Genomic DNA, 16,037 nt, shown 5'->3' on the forward strand with positions numbered 1-16,037 from the left:
TTGCAGCAGCACAGGGCGCGAAGGCTCGGGGATCGACAATGGACGGTCCGCAACAGGAGAGGACAAACGGATATGGCGAAGAGACGTGCTTATCTTCTGGGCATGGCGCTGGCGTGGATCGCGGCCGGCCCAGCCTCGGCGCAGGTGACGACTCGTGTCCCGGCGCCGGTGCCAGGCGCACCTTCGGCCACCGTCGAGCGCATCAAGGTCCACTCTCCCGCCATCGCGGGCAATCTGGAGGGCGAGGCCGCCGATCGCGACGTGCTGGTGGTGCTGCCTCCCGGCTACGCCAGCAACCCGAAAAAGCGTTATCCAGTGCTCTATGCCCTGCACGGCTACTCGATCGGTGCCGAACAATGGGTCAAGGAGATCCACGTCCCCCAAACGATCGAAGGCGCCTTCGCCAAGGGCGCGAAGGAAATGATCGTCGTGCTTCCCGACAGCAAGACGGCGCACAACGGCTCGATGTATTCGAGCTCGGCGACTACCGGCGATTTCGAGACATTCATATCGCACGATCTGGTGCAACATATCGACGCGCATTACCGCACGCTGGCCAGGCGTGAGAGCCGCGGACTGGCCGGCCATTCGATGGGTGGATATGGCACCGCACGCATCGGAATGCGGCATCCTGACATGTTCGGGGCGATCTACATGATGAGCCCCTGTTGTCTCTCGCCGCGCGACCCGGCCCAGTTCAATGCGGCGACCGGGGCTGCGCTTGCGAAGGTGCAGTCCTTGGAAGAAGCGAGCAAGCTCGGCTGGGGCGAGCGCGCCCAGCTCGCCACCGCAGCGGCATGGTCGCCCAATCCACAGAATCCACCTTTGTATCTGGACCTGCCGATGAAGGACGGCGTGGTGCGGCCTGAGGTCCTGGCAAAGTGGGCGGCTAACGCCCCGCTCGCGTTCGTCGACCAATATGTCGGCAATCTCCGCCGCTACCGCGCGATCGCCATAGATGTCGGCGATCGTGACGGGCTCAAGGATGATTCCCGAAAGTTGCACGAGGTGCTCGACCGCTACGGCATTGCCAACAGCTTCGAAATCTATCCCGGCGATCATACGAGCGATGTCGCCGCGCGCTTCCAGGAACAGGTGATCCCGTTCTTCAGCAAGCATCTGGCGTTTGCAGCGTCCCGGTGAAGCAGGCTTCGCCGGAGCGACCCTCCGCTCCGGCGCTCACATCGACGAGCGCGTATCCTCGAGCGCGAGGTCGACGAGGATCCGCATGGCCTCGCTCGCCGCTTCGGGATCGCCGGCCGCTATCGCTTCGAAGACGCGCGCATGGTCGGGTAGCGGGTCGCGGGGCAATGCGCGCGTGCGCTGCTTGAACTGAGTCGTCCAGTTCACTGCCGCGCCGATGCTCGCGGTCAGCGCAATCAATGCGTTGTTGTGCGTGGCCTGCAGCAGCGCGTCGTGGAAATCCCGATCGGCGGCCCGGCCCGCGTCGGTCGCGAGGGTATGACGGCGCATCCTGGCCAAGGCTTCCTTCATCGCCTTGATATCGGCCTTCTCGCGCCGTCCCGCCGCGATCCTGGCAGCCGCAGGCTCGACGATCGCGCGAAGTTCGAACAGGTCGCGGACGAATTCCAGATCGGGCTCGCCCGAGAACGCCCACGCCAGTACGACCGGATCGAGCACATTCCAGCGGCTGCGGGGCAACACACGCGTTCCGGCCTTGGTGCGGCTTTCGACCAGCCCTTTCGCCGCGAGCACCTGCACCGCTTCGCGATAGGCGCTGCGAGAAACGTCGAGTGCTTCGGAATTGGCGACTTCGCCGGTCAGGCGCTCGCCCGGTGCGATGCGTCCGGAAACGATCGCAGTGCCGAGATAATGCGCAACCGCGCCACGCAACCGCCGGCCGGTACCCTTCGCGGACGCGGCCAAGGGTGCGGCGGGAGATAGCAGGGGCGTCGGGGCGTCTTCACTATCCGATGCCATATGATGAATCTCCCCCTGATGCGCCGCGCTTTATCCGCAGCCCGACACTGCAGCGCAAGTTGCATCTGGCGCAATACTCCGAGTACATTGGCATGCCCGCCACGCGGAAACGGGCCACGATTTCGGCCTCAGTGTGCGGGCTTCAGCATGCCGTGCATCGCGATCCAGCGCACGAATGCGTCGAACCAGCCGGTGCTCGTGGTCTCCTTCGGATACATGCCAAACCCGTGCCCGCCCTGCTCGTACAGGTGAAATTCGGCGGGTCGCTTCGCCGCCCGCCAACTGTCGATCAGCCCGATCCCCCCGGTCGAGAAGAATGGATCGTCGGCAGCCAGCGCAGCGAACAAGGGCGGCGCGTCCTTTGGCACGGCGACCGGAGCAAGCGGCCCGTATATGTCGCCGATGAAGGCCGGCTTCGCGTCCTCGCCCGCGAGCGTGGTCGCGAGGGTCAGCATGGCGCCCGCGGAGAAACCCACCATCCCGATGCGGTCCGGATCCACGTGCCATTCGCCCGAGCGGCGGCGGATCAGGGCGAAGGCGGCGCGCGCATCGGCAATTTGGGGGGCCAGGCCTTTCAATGCCTGCTCGGGGTCCATGCGCGGCCGGGGCGCAGGCGCCGAGAACATTTCCCGCGTCGAACGCTGGAACGCCGCCATGTCCGCTGGTGTCTGATTGAGTCGATATTTCAGCACGAAGGCGGCCACACCCTTTGCGGCGAGCGCCCGTGCCACATCCCAGCCCTCATTCTCCATAGAGAGTGTCCGGAACCCTCCACCGGGAGCCACGATCACTGCGGCGCCGGATGCCCGGGCGGGATCCGGAAGAAAGGGTGTTAGGGTAGCGACGGTGACGTTCCGGGCGAAGACGCTGCCATATTGGCTGTGCCACGCCTCGCCCGCCGTCGCCCCAGGCAGCGGGCCGGTGTCCAGCACGATCGCATTCGGCTGCGTCGGGGTCGCGATCGGTGTCATCCTGTCGTTCTGCGCCCGGGCTGCCAAAGGAAGAGCGCAGGCCAGGGAGGCCGCGACCGCGAGAATGTGCACCGGCCGGCCGACGCGCAAGAGCCTAAGCTTCCTGTTGAGCTTCACGGTTGTTTCCTCCTCCTGGGAAAATGCGACGGCTGGCTCCCGATATATTCGGACCCTTTGTTTTGGCGGTGGCCGGCTGACTCCGGTGCAGCCGGTTCGCGATGATCGCTACCTGCGTGCGATTGCGAACATTCAGCCTGCGCATGACGGCGGTCATGTGCACCTTCACGGTCGCTTCGGCTATTCCCAGCTCGCGCGCGATCTCCTTGTTCGACAGTCCGGCATGGACGAGTCGAAATACCCGGTTCTGGGTCGGCGTGAGCTGCGGCAACTGACATGCACCTTCGTTGCGTTGCGGCCCCGGAAGAACGAGGTCTTCATGCAAATCCCTCACGGCTGCACCTCTCCTTCGCGGCTTTGACGCCGCTTCAGCTGCTAGCGCTCGGCAGCGCGTCAACGCCACCATGCTTATTCCGGTCTCGTAAAATGGACCGGCTACCCTCTGGGTAGCCGGTCAAGGTGCGCCTGAGAGGGGTGGAGACCATGCGGGACCTCCGTTCGGGCGCGATCAGAACTTGAACCGGACGCCGGCGCGGTAAACGCGGCCGATGATGTCGTACAATGCCGGGTTCGCGTTGAACGGCGACTTTGCCGGGTCATGGTCGAAGACATTGTCGACCTTGAAATAACCCGTGACCTGGTCGGAGAAATTATAGGTCCCGCCGACGTCGAGATAGAAGGCCCCGGGCATGAAGTTGCGGTCGATCGTGGGTGCGATCGCCGTCGATACCGGACAACTGCCGGGCGCGCAGACGACATATTGGTTGCCGTAATTGCCGTCGGTGAACCAGCGTTCCTGCACGGTAAGGCTGAGCCGATCGTTCGCGTAGCTCTGCACCGCCAGCACTTTCCAGTGCGGCGTCGCGCCCGTGTTCACGCCCGCGGTGTCGTTCGGTGCGGTGCCCGGCAGGCCTGTGTCGGTGATGAACTCGCGGATATGGGTGGCCAGCCCCCGCAGCGTGAAGTTGCCCGGCAAGCCCAGCGGCTGGCGCCATTGATAGCTCGCTTCGATATCGAATCCGCTGGTCTTGATCGAGGCGAGGTTGAACGACTGAACGTTGATGAAATTCGGGCCGTTCGGATTGTTGAGATTATACGCGCTGCACGTCTCGGGAAGGATGTTCCGGAAGCAAAGATCGACGATCTGGGCCGCGCCGAGACTGGAGATGACGTCCGTCACCTTGATCTTGTAATAGTCCACCGAGACACTGAAGCCCGGCAACCAGGAGGGGTTTGCGTAAACCGCGCCGATGGTGGTGTTCCGGCCGATTTCAGGCGTGAGGTTCGGATTGCCGACCACGCTCTGGATCGCCACCACGTTCACGTTCCGCACCGGATCGAGGAAGTTGGGCAGCGTGGTCGTAACGGGCGCCGCGAACAGTTCGGACAGGTTCGGCGCACGCACGTCACGCGACGTGACGCCGCGGATGCGCAGTCCGTCGAGCGGCGTGTCCCAGGTGCCGCCGACCTTCCACGCCCAGATGGTTCCGGAAGTGCTGTACTCGGTGACGCGTGCGGCCGGATTGATGTTCGCCCGTCCGAAGGTGTCGCTGTTGAACAGCGGCACGTTCAGCTCGAGGAACGCTTCCTTGACGCTATATTTTCCGTGGCCGTTCTTGTAATTGCCTGCATACCAGTTGTTGCCCGTGGTCGAGAGCAGCGGGTCGACGGGGTAGTCGGCGCTGTTCGGGCTGATCGGGGCGACGCCGGCACCATAGGGGTCCGCATGGACTTCGTAGAATTCCTTGCGATATTCGGCACCGAACGCGACCGACACCGGCCCCGCCCCCCAATCGAACAGCGAGCCCGAGAAGTTCAGGCTCGCGACGTCCTGCGTCATGCGCAACCGCTGGAACGGTCCGTTCTCGGGCATGATCCAGGCGCGTGCGGCGGCCGAGGGCTCGGCACCGCCGAGGATGTTGATCGGCTGACAGCCATTGGCCCGCGCAACCGGATCGGCACAGACGATTGCGCCATTGAGAACGATCGCGTTGATCGCCTGGTTGTAGCGCGGGTTGAGCATGATGTCCTCGACATCAACCGCCGTGTGATTGATCCCGCGTTCGTAATAGGCATCGTAGGTCCAATCGGAATCCAGAAGCTTGAACTTGCCCTTCAGGCCGCCGACGAACCGATATTGGCGGCGATCGGTGCGGACCTTGGTGTTTGGCAACAGCGCGTTCGCGGTGCCGAACGTGAAGCTGGTGATTCCCGCAGTCGCACACTGCGCCTGCACCGAAGCCGGGACAAACGGATTTGCGCACTGGATCGTCAGGCCCGTCCGGTTCTGGCCGTTGACCGGCTGGTTGTGGGTCTTCACCTGGCCGACATTGTAGGTGAAGTAGATCTCGTTATCCTCGGCGAAGTCATAGCCGATGCGGCCATAGCCCGTCAGGCGCTGGATGCCCGATTGCAGCGTGCGCCCGGTGTCGGTGTTCCCCGAAAGATCGCCGCCGACGCAGAAGCCGGGAAAGCAGCCGTTGACAGTGCCGGCCGCGTTGCGCGCAGGCGTACCGTTCGAGCCGTAATTGAACTGGAAAGGCCGGCCATTCTGATCGAACGCGATGCCTTGAAGCGGGCCCGCACTGATCAGGCCGTATTTGGTGAAATTATAGGGCTGCGCGAAGTCGCGCATCACATATTGCGGCGATCCGTCGTTGGTGACATTGCGGTTGATCATCGTGGTTTGCTTGAACCAGTCGCGATCGCCGGCGAGATCGAGGCCGAAATCGCCCGGCCCGACGCCGGCTTCCTTGGCGAACTCGCCGCTGGCTACGACGTGCAGGCGGTCTCCGAAGAAGCTGCGGCCAGCAGCGAGCTGGATAAGCCCCTGCCCGTCATCGCCATACGTGGTAATGCCGCCCTGGATGTTGCCCTTGATACCGGTAAAATGGGTATCGGTGATGAAGTTGACCACGCCCCCGACGGCGTCCGAGCCGTAGGATGCGGATGCGCCGCCGTTCACTACGTCCACGCGGCGGATGAGCAGCTGCGGGAAGAGGCTGACGTCGGTGACCCCGGTATAATAAGCGCCGACGACACGCTGGCCGTCGATCAGGGTGAGCGTGCGGATCGTGCCGAGACCGCGCAGCGAGAAGGAGCTGAGACCCTGCTGGCCGCTCGAGGTGCTGAACGTATTGGTCGTCGATCCGCTCGATCCCTGGAGCGACGGCAACTGCGTGATGGTCGCGAAGATGTTCGGCTGCGCGTTGCTCTGGATCTGCTCTTCGCCGATCATCGTCGTCGGCGTGGGCGCCGCGAAACCGGTGGCCTGAATTCGCGAACCGGTGACGATGATATCGGCTGCGGTTGCTTCGTCGACCTGGTCATCGGCGGGCTGCGGCGCGGTCGCAACCGGCGGACTCGTCGGAGCATCCTGCGCCATGGCCGGGCTGGCAACGAACGTGATCGCGGCGAGAACGCTGGCGGAAAGCATGGCCTGGCGCAACACCTCGCCCCGGCCGCCCGCTGCAACGAATCCGAACTTCCCCAAATCAGACATCTTCTCTCCTCCTCCTCTTCGGCCTCTTCGGACCGCCGCATTCGGCCTGCTCGTCGTAGCAGATACGTTAGCGTTACCATAGGAGTGGTAAATTCACTGGCGCAGAGAGTCAATGCTCCGACAAATTTCTTGGCCACGCTCGCATTTTTGGCTTGAATTATCGGCTTTTCCTGTTGTTTATCCCACATCCCGGGAACAATGGCGCTTCTTTTGGTCCCGCGCGCCGGTTTCGGGTGTTAGGTAACGTTACCGTTGGAGAGCGTATGGGGGAGAGACCGGACTACACGCGTGTGGACGCCCCTGCTCGTCGCCCTTCGCCAGCTGAGATGGACCAGAACCGGATTTCCAACCCCGTTCTGCGCGGCTTCAATCCGGATCCCTCGATCGTGCGCGTGGGCGAGGATTTCTTCCTCGCCACCTCGACGTTCGAGTGGTTTCCCGGAGTCCAGATCCACCACAGCAAGGACCTGACCCATTGGAGACTGGCTGCGCGACCGCTGCGCCGCCCAGCCCAGCTCGACATGCGCGGCGACCCCGATTCATGCGGGGTCTGGGCGCCCGACCTGACCTATGCCGATGGCCGCTTCTGGCTTGTCTACACCGACGTGAAGCGCTTCGGCCAATCGACGCTGGACGGTCCCACCGGCATGACGCTGCGCGATTTCCACAATTATCTTGTCACCTGCGATCGCATCGACGGTGACTGGTCGGACCCGATCCATCTCAACAGCAGTGGCTTCGATCCCGCATTATTCCATGACGATGACGGGCGCAGTTGGCTGCTGAACATGCTCTGGGATCACCGGCCCACGAAGCCGCGCTTCGCCGGCATCGTCGCGCAAGAGCTCGATCGTTCCACCGGTAAGCTTCTCGGAGAGCGGCGCGTGATCTTCGAGGGCACGCAACGCGGCTTCACCGAAGGCCCGCATCTCTACAAACGCGACGGGTGGTACCATCTGCTCGTCGCGGAGGGCGGCACCGGCTGGGAGCACGCAGTGGTGATGGCCCGCTCGCGTACTCTATGCGGCCCCTATGAGGCGCATCCCGACGGTGCGGTGTTGACTTCCTTCGGGAGACGCGACCTGCCGCTGACGCGGGCCGGGCACGGCGACCTTGTCGAACTCGCCGACGGAACGCCCTGGATCAGCTATCTGTGCGGGCGCCCTCTGCCGGGACGGGAACGCTGCGTCCTCGGTCGCGAAACGGCGCTGCAGCCCATGCAATGGGGCGACGACGGCTGGCTGAGAACGTCGCGCAGCGACGCGCTGCCTGATCCCGCCCCGCCCGCGCCCGACCTGCCCCCCGCGCCCCGGCCGCATACGCCCTGGAATGGACGCTTCGATCAACCGGATCTGCCGCAGGATCTGCAGTGGCTGCGGACACCATATCCGGAAGAGCTGTTCAGCCTCGCCGCCCGGCCCGGCTATCTCCGCCTGTACGGGCGCGAGAGCCTGGGCAGCCACTTCACCCAGGCACTGGTGGCGCGCCGCCAACAGCATTTCCGCTACACGGCCACCACCCGCCTGGAATTCGATCCGGCACATTTCCAGCAAGCAGCCGGACTGGTCTGCTACTATAACAGCACGAAATTCCACTATCTGTTCGTGACGCGCGATGGAGACGCACGGCAACTGCAGGTGATGTCCAGTTCGCCTGATGACGGCGGCACTTCGCTCACCACGATCGTGCCGGCGCTTGCGCGCGGGCCGATCGAACTGCGCGTCGACGTGGACCACGACGCGCTTCGCTTCGCCTGGCGCGAGGGTGACCAAGACTGGCGGTTCGCGCCTGAAGTGCTGGATGCGAGCATCCTTTCCGACGAGGCCTCGTTCCCCGGCCTGCCCAATTTCACGGGGGCATTCGTCGGCATGGCCTGTCAGGATCTGGCCGGCACCGCCGCTCCGGCGGATTTTGCGTTCTTTCGGTATGAAGGCCGCGACGAGGAATGACAGGTTATTCCGCGGCTTCCGGGCTGGTCACGCGATCTGGCGGCCGCACCTCGGCCGTGGACTGCCGCTTCACGATCGTATGTTCCAGCACGCGATCGGATCGACTCGCGGGCAAGCCGGGAGCGGCGATTTCGGCGGCGAGGAGGCGCAGCGCTTCCGACGCCAGGTCGCGAACCGGCTGATGCACCGTCGTCAGCGGCGGCCACAGCATCACAGCCGCAGGCGTATCGTCGAATCCCACCACGGTTAACTCTCGCGGCACGTCGAGCTGGCGCCGGTGCGCGACCGAAATAACCGCGGCGGCCATGTCGTCATTGCTGGCGAAGATCGCCGAAGGCATCTGGCTGGCATCGAGCAGTTTTTCGGCCGCGTCCAGCCCCGACGCGAAGCTGAAGTCCCCCTGCGCGACGGTGGTCCGGACATCGCCCGCCTCCCGAACAGCAGCATAGAAACCGGCGAGCCGTTCCGCGCTTGCCGCCTGATCCGGATTGCCGACGATGAAGCCCAGTCGTCGATGGCCCAAATCTATCAGGTGCCGCGTCATCTCATAGGCCGCGCGGCGATCGTCTATTCGAACGCAGATCGCGTTCTCGACGGCGTGTGCGCCGACCGCGGCCATCGGCAGTCCCGTCTCGCGAAGCAGATCCAGCATGGACGGCGATTCGCCCAATGGCGGCGTGACGATGAAGCCTGCCACCCCGGAAGCCGCGAGTTCCTTCAGCCGCGCCTTCGCAGGAGGCTTGCCGCCCTCGCCTTTCAGGAGAACGAGGCGAATTCCGCGCGCGGACGCCTCTTCGAACACGCCGATCAGGAAGTCGCTCATGAACGCCGCGCTAGGGTTGGAATAGATCACGCCGATCTTGGGTTCAGCCGAAGTCACGAGACTTCGAGCCGCCACGTTGGGAGTGTAGCCGAGTATTCGTATGACCTCTTCCACGGCAGCGCGTGTTTCGGCGCCAACCCCGCTTTGTCCGTTGATCACGCGCGACACGGTCATCGGCGATACGCCGGCCTTTGCCGCGACATCCTTGAGCGTGGCGCTTCGTGGACGCGCGTTTCGTGTCACTACGATCCCTTCATGCACTGAGTCTCCGTGAACTAGCCAATTTCACCCGGCGCGCAACGACGACATCAGACTTCCGGATTTCCCGAGCCCGGTGACCATGAATGAATGCGTTCATTGCAGGACGTGCGCGTGCATTCTGTCGCCTCGTCAATGGATGCGGCCTCGGCCGTCAGAAACGCGTGATCGCCTTCAGCACCGAATCCGCCGCGGCGATGAGTTCGGGAAAGCGCTCCGGCAGTTCACCGACATCCACGCTGTGGGTGTGCAGGATCCCGGTGGGGATCACGCCCGACCGGATCGCGGCGATCACCCGTTCGAAGTCCGCCGCAAGCGCGTTGCGACTTGCGATCAAAATGGCCTCCCGTTTGTGAAATTCGGGGTCTTCGAAGGCTAGCTCCCCTGGCGCCACGCCGACCAGCACTAGAGCCCCGCCATGCGCCACCAGTCCCAGGCTGCGTCGCATGGCCGGCAACGATCCGGTCGCATCCACGACAACGTCGAACATGTCGCCGCCGGTCTGCTCCGCCAGCACGGTCTCCAACGCGTCACCGGCGAAGACACCCTCGAATCCGAGGCGCTCCCGGGCGAAGGCGAGCCGCGCCTCCCTTTGGTCGGTGAGCATCACATCGAAGCCATCGAGCCGGCCGAATAGAGCCGTCGCGATGCCTATCGGGCCGGCGCCGACGACCAGCATCCTTCCGCAAGCATTCGTCGGGACGCGTGCCACGGCATGCGCGCCGATCGCGAGGAACTCCACCATCGCCGCCTGGTCCATCGTCAGGCCTTCGGCGTCGATGACCGCCGATTCCGGGACCACCAGCATATCGCTCAAGCCCCCGTCGGAATGCACGCCGAGCACGTTGATGTTCACGCATGCATTGGGCTTGCCCTTGCGGCACGCCACGCACCTGCCACAGGAGATATAGGGATTAATCGTCACCGGCCCGCCCGTCCGCAGCGTCGTGCCGGGGCCCACCGCAACGATCTCGCCGCTCAGTTCGTGCCCCATTACCCGCGGATATTGGAGAAACGGGTGGCGCCCCGCAAAGATATGATAATCCGTTCCGCACAGGCCGACCCGCGAAATGCGGACCAGGACTTCCCCTGGGCCTGCGATGGGCTCGCTTCTCGTCGTCAAGGCGAGACGAAACGGCTCCTGGCAAATGATCGTGCGCATAACGATAGGCTTCTCCCTGTCGCGACCTCGCACAACCGTTTGCGTATTTGCAAGTTAGATTTCATCGATATTTTCCGCGCGCCTGCAACGCTGATCGGTTGCATCCAGGATTGCGTCGTAGCCCAGGCGCGCCGCAAGCGTGGTCCGGAAGCCACTGCAGCGGAATGGCCTCAGTCTGACTGATATCCCAGTCGATCCGAAACGCGCGCCGCCGCCGTGCGCAGCAAGTCTCGCGCCGCCTCCAGATCGACTTTCTGCGACCCGTCGATCAGCTCGAGAAAGGGAATCGTCAGCGCCGCGACGACATTCCGATCGAAGCCGAAAACGGGGAAGCTGATATCGGTCACGCCATGGGTGACCGGGCTCTTGCGGCTGTCATGGCCCTTTCGCCGGATGATTGCGATACGATCGGCCAACCAGCCGCGATCGACTGAAATACCCAGCTCCTCCTCCGCGGCGCGCACGATCCGCTCCGTACGCTGAATACTCGAGAAGGCGAGAAGAACCTGCCCCGAGCAGCTCTTGATGATATCGATATGGGCGCCGACCTTCAGCGCGAATCCGCGCGTTCCGGGCTGCTCCTCTCTCGCGACCACCATGCCGCGGCCGCCATTGGGTACGACGACATGGCAGGATTGCCCCGCCTCCAGCGCAAGCACCTGCATTTCCGGCATGGCCGCGCGCACGAGTTCCTGCGACGGCGTACCGCGAAATGCGACGTCGAGAAGCTTGTAGGCGATGGTGTAGCGGTCCGACGCATCGGATTTACGCAGATAGCCGAGCCGCTCCATTACCACGACAATCCGGAACAATTCGCCCACCGAACGGCTCAAGTCGGTCGCCATCTCGCTTATCAGCGCGCCTTCCGGCCGGTTCGCCAGCAGCTCGATAACCTCGAACGCCTTTTCGATGGCCGGAGCGGCATAGGTCCCCTTGAGCCCTGCTTTTGCCATCGTCCCCTCCAATTCGACCATGCATATCGCCGCGGCTCGATCTCGTGGAGATATTGGAGCGAAGCCAGCCACGTCAACCGACCTTGCCGCCCCCTCTGCCGCTGCGCCTCGCCAGCGCGGAAGAGCATGCAGGCGTGGATGAGAATTGCTTGATATATGAAAACAGGTTTGCATATACCTCAGCTGGTGAGCGGCAAGACGCCGCCTGAGGTCACGCTCGATCGGCTTGACTCGGATCGAACAAGCGACGGGGAGGAAAATGGTCACTTTCAGCAAACGCGACGTTCTGGCGGCTCCCCTGATGGCGGCGCTTGGTCTGGGCGCGCAGGCGAAGAGCCAGAGTTCCGGGCTCCGCGAGAGACATCGCGACGTGCCGCCCGGGCGCTTCACGCCGACAGTCGAGTCGCTAAAGACCTACGGCACGCCGGACTGGTTCCGCGACGCGAAATTCGGGATCTGGGCGCATTGGGGACCGCAGGCGGTGCCGCGTCAGGGCGATTGGTATGCGCGCTTCATGTACGTACCCGGCCACCCGCATTACGATCATCACGTGAAGACGTACGGGCATCCGTCCGAATTCGGCTACAAGGATGTCATCCCGCTATGGAAGGCCGAGCGCTTCGACCCGGAAGCGCTGATGGACAAATATGCCGCGGCCGGCGCCAAATATTTTGTCTCCATGGCGGTGCACCACGACAATTTCGATCTGTGGAATTCCAAACACCATCGCTGGAACGCAGCCGCGCTTGGCCCGAAACGCGACATCGTCGGCGCATGGAAAGCCGCCGCAAAGCGCCGCGGCCTGCGCTTCGGCGTCTCCGAACATCTGGGCGCCAGCTATAGCTGGTGGCATCCGAGCCATCTCTACGATCAGTTCTGGCCGAAGCTGGGGATCAGCTATGACGGCGCCGATCCGCGCTATGCGGATCTTTATCACGACAATCGCGACGAGCCGTTCCTGAACACGCCAAAGAGCTGGTACACGACCAATCCCGCTTATCACCAACGGTGGTTCGAGCGGATTCGTGACCTCGTCGATTCCTATCAGCCGGACCTGCTCTATTCCGATGGCGGATTGCCGTTCGGCGAAGTCGGGCGCGCACTGGTCGCGCATCTCTACAACAGCAGCATCGTACGAACCGGAAAGCTGGAAGCCGTTTATAACTGCAAGGACACCGGTTCGGGCGAATTCCACAAGGAAGCTGTCGTCCAGGACGTCGAGCGCGGCGTCCTCAGCGGCATCAACCCGCTGCCCTGGCAGACCGACACGTCGAACGGCGACTGGTTCTACAGCGACAACTATACCTACAAGACGACTAGCGAGGTCGTCACGATGCTCGCCGATATCGTGAGCAAGAACGGCAATCTGCTGCTCAACGTCGTGCAATATCCCGACGGCAGCCTGCCGCCACAGTCCGAGCAGCTCCTGGCGGAGCTTGCCCCCTGGATGGCGATCAATGCCGAAGCGATCCACAGCACGCGGCCCTGGAAGATCTACGGCGAAGGACCGACAGAGACGAAGTCGGGCATGTTCGCCGAAAAGGCTGAATACACCGCGCAGGACATCCGCTTCACCACCAAGGCCGGCGCGCTCTACGCCATCGTCCTGGGCGAACCCTCGGGCGAGACGGCGATAACATCACTGGCGAGCGGCAATCCGCACGAGAGCCGCCGGGTGCGCCAGGTTCAGCTGCTCGGCCATCGCGGCAGGATCGGCTTCCGGCAGACCGATCGCGCACTCGTCGTAACGGTGCCCGGACATCTGCCGACGCGCCACGCCAGCGTCTTCAAAATCACTTTCGCCTGAGGCGCTGAATCGGACTCTAGCGCGACACCGTGTCGAAGCGCAGCCGCTGGAGCGGCAGGCCATCGACGGCGACCTCGATCGTCACCGGCCCCGCCTGCGTTCCGGCGCGGATCGCAGCGACGGCGCGGCCGTGGAACGAGGAGCGGCTTCCCGACTGGAAGCTGGACGCGTCGCGCGGATCGCCGTTGCCGATGCCGGCCAAGACCGCGGCGCCCGTGACGCGTACGGTCATGCGGCGGTCGTCCGCCTGCGCATAGACCGGCGTGCCATCGGCATCGACCAGCTCGACCGTCACATAGGCGATGTCCGTGCCGTTGGCAGTGAGGCGCTGGCGGTCGACGCTCAGCTTTGCGGCGGCAGGCACCCCAGCGGTCCGCAGTTCCCACCGCGCCGCCTCCCGTCCGTCGCGGTAGCCCACGGCAGTCAGCCGGCCCGGGGCATAGGGCACGTTGAACGCTGCGGCATATTCGGTGTCCAGGCCTGCCCGCTTGCGCCCGAGGCTTTTGCCGTTGAGGAGCAGCTCGACCTCGGGAAGCTCGGAATAGACCAGCACTTCGAGCGGCTTGCCCTCCTGCCCGCGCCACGTCCAGCTCGGGTGGACGTCGGGATGCGACCAATCGAGATGCGGCGGCGTGATCGGATACAGGAACCGGTCCGGCAGATCCTCGGTGCCCTTGGGCTGGCGGACAAAGGCGACGACGGGGTCGATGCCTGTCTTCCACAGGATCTGGCGATAATAAGCGGCAGGCCGCTTGCGCCCGGTCACGTCGATCTCGCCGGAATAAGCGAGGTGCCAGGGATAGGGCCCGAGCTTCTGCCAATCCTGGCTATAGCCCATCCAGCCGATGCCGCTTTCGCCGATATAGTCGACTGCGGTCCAGACGAAATCGCCGATCACCCACGGAAATTTCTCGACATATCGCCAATAGGAGAAAGCGTCCTTCGTCACCGATTCGGAGGTGTAGAGGATCCGATCCGGAAACTTCGCATGCTCCTTCTCGAAGTCGTGCGCGTGATAATTGTATCCGGCGACATCCAGGATATCGAACTGGTTCGAGCTTTTCGGCGGATCGGCATTGACCGCCTGTGTCACCGGCCGGGTGGAATCGAGGAGACGGACCCGCGCCGCAAGCCAGCGCCCGGACTCGACGCCCTCCGGCGTGCCATCCTCGGGGATTTCGTTGCCGATGCTCCAGAACAGCACGCTCGGGTGATTGCGTCCGCTGACGACCATGCTGTCGATGTCCTGCGCCCGGTCCGCCTTGAAGAAGCGCGCATAATCCTGGTCGCGCTTGCTCTTGTTCCAGGCATCAAAGGCTTCGTCGATGACCAGCATGCCCAGCGCGTCCGCCGCATCCAGCGTCGCCTGACTCGCGGGATTGTGCGAGCTGCGGATGGCGTTGTAGCCGGCCGCCTTCATCAGCGCGACTTTTCGCGCGTCGGCGTCGGGGAAACCGGCGGCCCCCAGCATGTAATTGTCGTGGTGGAAATTGCCGCCGCGCAGCTTCACCGGCTTTCCATTGACCCGCAGGCCGTTCGCGGCATCCACGATGATCGTGCGGATCCCGAAGCGGGTCCGCCGCTCGTCCGTCACCACGCCGCCGACCTGCAGCTGCTGCACCAGCGTGTAGAGATTGGGTGAGTCCGGCGACCACAGCGCGGGGCGCGGCACCGTGAGCGATTGGGCCCAGTCGGCGCTGCCCTTTCCGACGACGTTGCGGCGTTCGGTCGCTTCCGCCACCACGTCGCCGTTGGAGGCGACGACGCGCGAAACCAGCTCCACGGTCTCCGCCCTGCCCCCGCAGTTCGCGGCGGAGGCGCGGATCGCGAGAGTGCCCGACGCCTCGGTCGCGACCGGCGTGGTGACGAAGATGCTTTCCGGCCGGATATACAGGCAATCGAGAAGGTCGAGCGTGACCGGCCGGATGATGCCCGATCCGGCATACCAGCGCGACGAGGGATCGGCATGGTGGGCGCGCACGGCGATCACATTGTCGCCGGCCTTGAGCTTGCCGGTCAGATCGACCGTGAAGGCGGTGTAGCCGTAGTGATGCTCGGCGACCCGTTCGCCGTTCAGCCAGATGTCGGCGTCCATATAGACCGCCTCGAAGTTCAGCCGCACGACCTTGGCGGCTTCTTCCGCGGTAAGGTTCAGGTGGCGGCGGTACCAGCCGATGCCGCCGGGCAGATAGCCGGAGTCCTGGCCGGCAGTCGCCTTGGGATCGAACGGCGGGCTGCCGTCCGGCTTGTCCATGATCGACCAGTCGTGCGGAACGACCACTTTCCGCCAGCCGCTATCGTCGAAACGCGAGCGTTCGGCCCCCGTGCTCTCCCCGGCCTGAAACAGCCACCCCTGCGATAGACTGCGAGTCTCGGCCGATGCCGCGGTCGCCGAAAGCGACAGGACGGCGAGGAAAGCGCATACCAGCCGCAACAGCGCATATGGCCATGAAAGCGAAGCGCTGTTCCGTCCGCTCGAGGGATTCTGGCGCACAGGCGCGAAAGCCGAGCGTAACCTGCCGGTGGATGACAACCGAATGATCCCCTCTCTTCA

The 16,037-nt window shown here is 64.0% G+C and carries 10 protein-coding genes and 1 pseudogene; 3 read left to right on the forward strand and 8 right to left on the reverse strand.

Annotated features, from left to right (window positions below; translation table 11 throughout):
- The first annotated feature begins 72 nt into the window (after window positions 1-72).
- Complete coding sequence (locus BR78_RS0107845) at window positions 73-1,143, forward strand: alpha/beta hydrolase (RefSeq protein WP_025559941.1); 1,071 nt, start codon at window positions 73-75, stop codon at window positions 1,141-1,143.
- 36 nt (window positions 1,144-1,179) lie between these two features.
- Here the strand turns inward: BR78_RS0107845 and BR78_RS0107850 are convergent, their stop codons facing one another.
- The 4 genes and pseudogenes from BR78_RS0107850 to BR78_RS0107860 form a co-directional block, all read right to left on the reverse strand.
- Entirely contained in the window at window positions 1,180-1,941 is a 762-nt protein-coding gene (locus BR78_RS0107850; protein ID WP_025559942.1) for a FadR/GntR family transcriptional regulator, read from the reverse strand.
- Between the two features lie 128 nt (window positions 1,942-2,069).
- Window positions 2,070-2,984, reverse strand: coding sequence for an alpha/beta hydrolase (locus BR78_RS0107855; RefSeq protein ID WP_049811447.1), 915 nt, complete (start codon window positions 2,982-2,984; stop codon window positions 2,070-2,072).
- A 133-nt stretch (window positions 2,985-3,117) separates the two neighbouring features.
- Window positions 3,118-3,354 (reverse strand): annotated as a pseudogene (locus BR78_RS22145) (helix-turn-helix domain-containing protein); the annotation flags it as partial.
- A gap of 183 nt (window positions 3,355-3,537) precedes the next feature.
- Window positions 3,538-6,465 carry a TonB-dependent receptor domain-containing protein gene (locus BR78_RS0107860; protein WP_029725009.1) on the reverse strand — a complete coding sequence of 976 codons (2,928 nt, stop codon included), beginning with the start codon at window positions 6,463-6,465 and terminating at the stop codon, window positions 3,538-3,540.
- Window positions 6,466-6,857: 392 nt separating this feature from the next.
- Here BR78_RS0107860 and BR78_RS0107865 point away from each other — a divergent pair, with 392 nt between their 5' ends.
- Entirely contained in the window at window positions 6,858-8,480 is a 1,623-nt protein-coding gene (locus BR78_RS0107865) for a glycoside hydrolase family 43 protein (protein WP_025559946.1), read from the forward strand.
- A 4-nt stretch (window positions 8,481-8,484) separates the two neighbouring features.
- Here the strand turns inward: BR78_RS0107865 and BR78_RS0107870 are convergent, their stop codons facing one another.
- From BR78_RS0107870 to BR78_RS0107880, 3 genes are all read right to left on the reverse strand, one after another.
- Window positions 8,485-9,564: a LacI family DNA-binding transcriptional regulator gene (locus BR78_RS0107870; RefSeq protein WP_231478205.1), complete on the reverse strand. Its 1,080-nt coding sequence runs from the start codon at window positions 9,562-9,564 to the stop codon at window positions 8,485-8,487.
- A 151-nt stretch (window positions 9,565-9,715) separates the two neighbouring features.
- On the reverse strand, window positions 9,716-10,723 hold the full coding sequence (locus BR78_RS0107875; RefSeq protein WP_025559948.1) for a zinc-binding alcohol dehydrogenase family protein: 1,008 nt from the start codon (window positions 10,721-10,723) through the stop codon (window positions 9,716-9,718).
- Between the two features lie 170 nt (window positions 10,724-10,893).
- Complete coding sequence (locus BR78_RS0107880) at window positions 10,894-11,943, reverse strand: IclR family transcriptional regulator (RefSeq protein WP_231478206.1); 1,050 nt, start codon at window positions 11,941-11,943, stop codon at window positions 10,894-10,896.
- On the opposite strand from BR78_RS0107880, the gene BR78_RS0107885 reads away from it, so the two are divergent.
- Window positions 11,936-13,483 carry an alpha-L-fucosidase gene (locus tag BR78_RS0107885; RefSeq protein ID WP_025559950.1) on the forward strand — a complete coding sequence of 516 codons (1,548 nt, stop codon included), beginning with the start codon at window positions 11,936-11,938 and terminating at the stop codon, window positions 13,481-13,483. The genes BR78_RS0107880 and BR78_RS0107885 overlap by 8 nt on opposite strands.
- A 16-nt stretch (window positions 13,484-13,499) precedes the next feature.
- On the opposite strand, the gene BR78_RS0107890 is transcribed toward BR78_RS0107885, so the two are convergent.
- Window positions 13,500-15,917: a glycoside hydrolase family 2 TIM barrel-domain containing protein gene (locus tag BR78_RS0107890; protein WP_156022269.1), complete on the reverse strand. Its 2,418-nt coding sequence runs from the start codon at window positions 15,915-15,917 to the stop codon at window positions 13,500-13,502.
- Between the last annotated feature and the right edge of the window lie 120 nt (window positions 15,918-16,037).

This window comes from Sphingomonas sp. UNC305MFCol5.2 (assembly GCF_000712135.1).
Classification (GTDB): domain Bacteria; phylum Pseudomonadota; class Alphaproteobacteria; order Sphingomonadales; family Sphingomonadaceae; genus Sphingomonas.

Excerpts from the sequence above, each read along its gene's own strand:
- BR78_RS0107845 (WP_025559941.1), top strand. The coding sequence starts at position 73 with ATGGCGAAGAGACGTGCTTATCTTCTGGGCATGGCGCTGGCGTGGATC.
- BR78_RS0107850 (WP_025559942.1), bottom strand. The coding sequence starts at position 1,941 with ATGGCATCGGATAGTGAAGACGCCCCGACGCCCCTGCTATCTCCCGCC.
- BR78_RS0107860 (WP_029725009.1), bottom strand. The coding sequence starts at position 6,465 with ATGCTTTCCGCCAGCGTTCTCGCCGCGATCACGTTCGTTGCCAGCCCG.
- BR78_RS0107865 (WP_025559946.1), top strand. The coding sequence starts at position 6,858 with ATGGACCAGAACCGGATTTCCAACCCCGTTCTGCGCGGCTTCAATCCG.
- BR78_RS0107875 (WP_025559948.1), bottom strand. The coding sequence starts at position 10,723 with ATGCGCACGATCATTTGCCAGGAGCCGTTTCGTCTCGCCTTGACGACG.
- BR78_RS0107885 (WP_025559950.1), top strand. The coding sequence starts at position 11,936 with ATGGTCACTTTCAGCAAACGCGACGTTCTGGCGGCTCCCCTGATGGCG.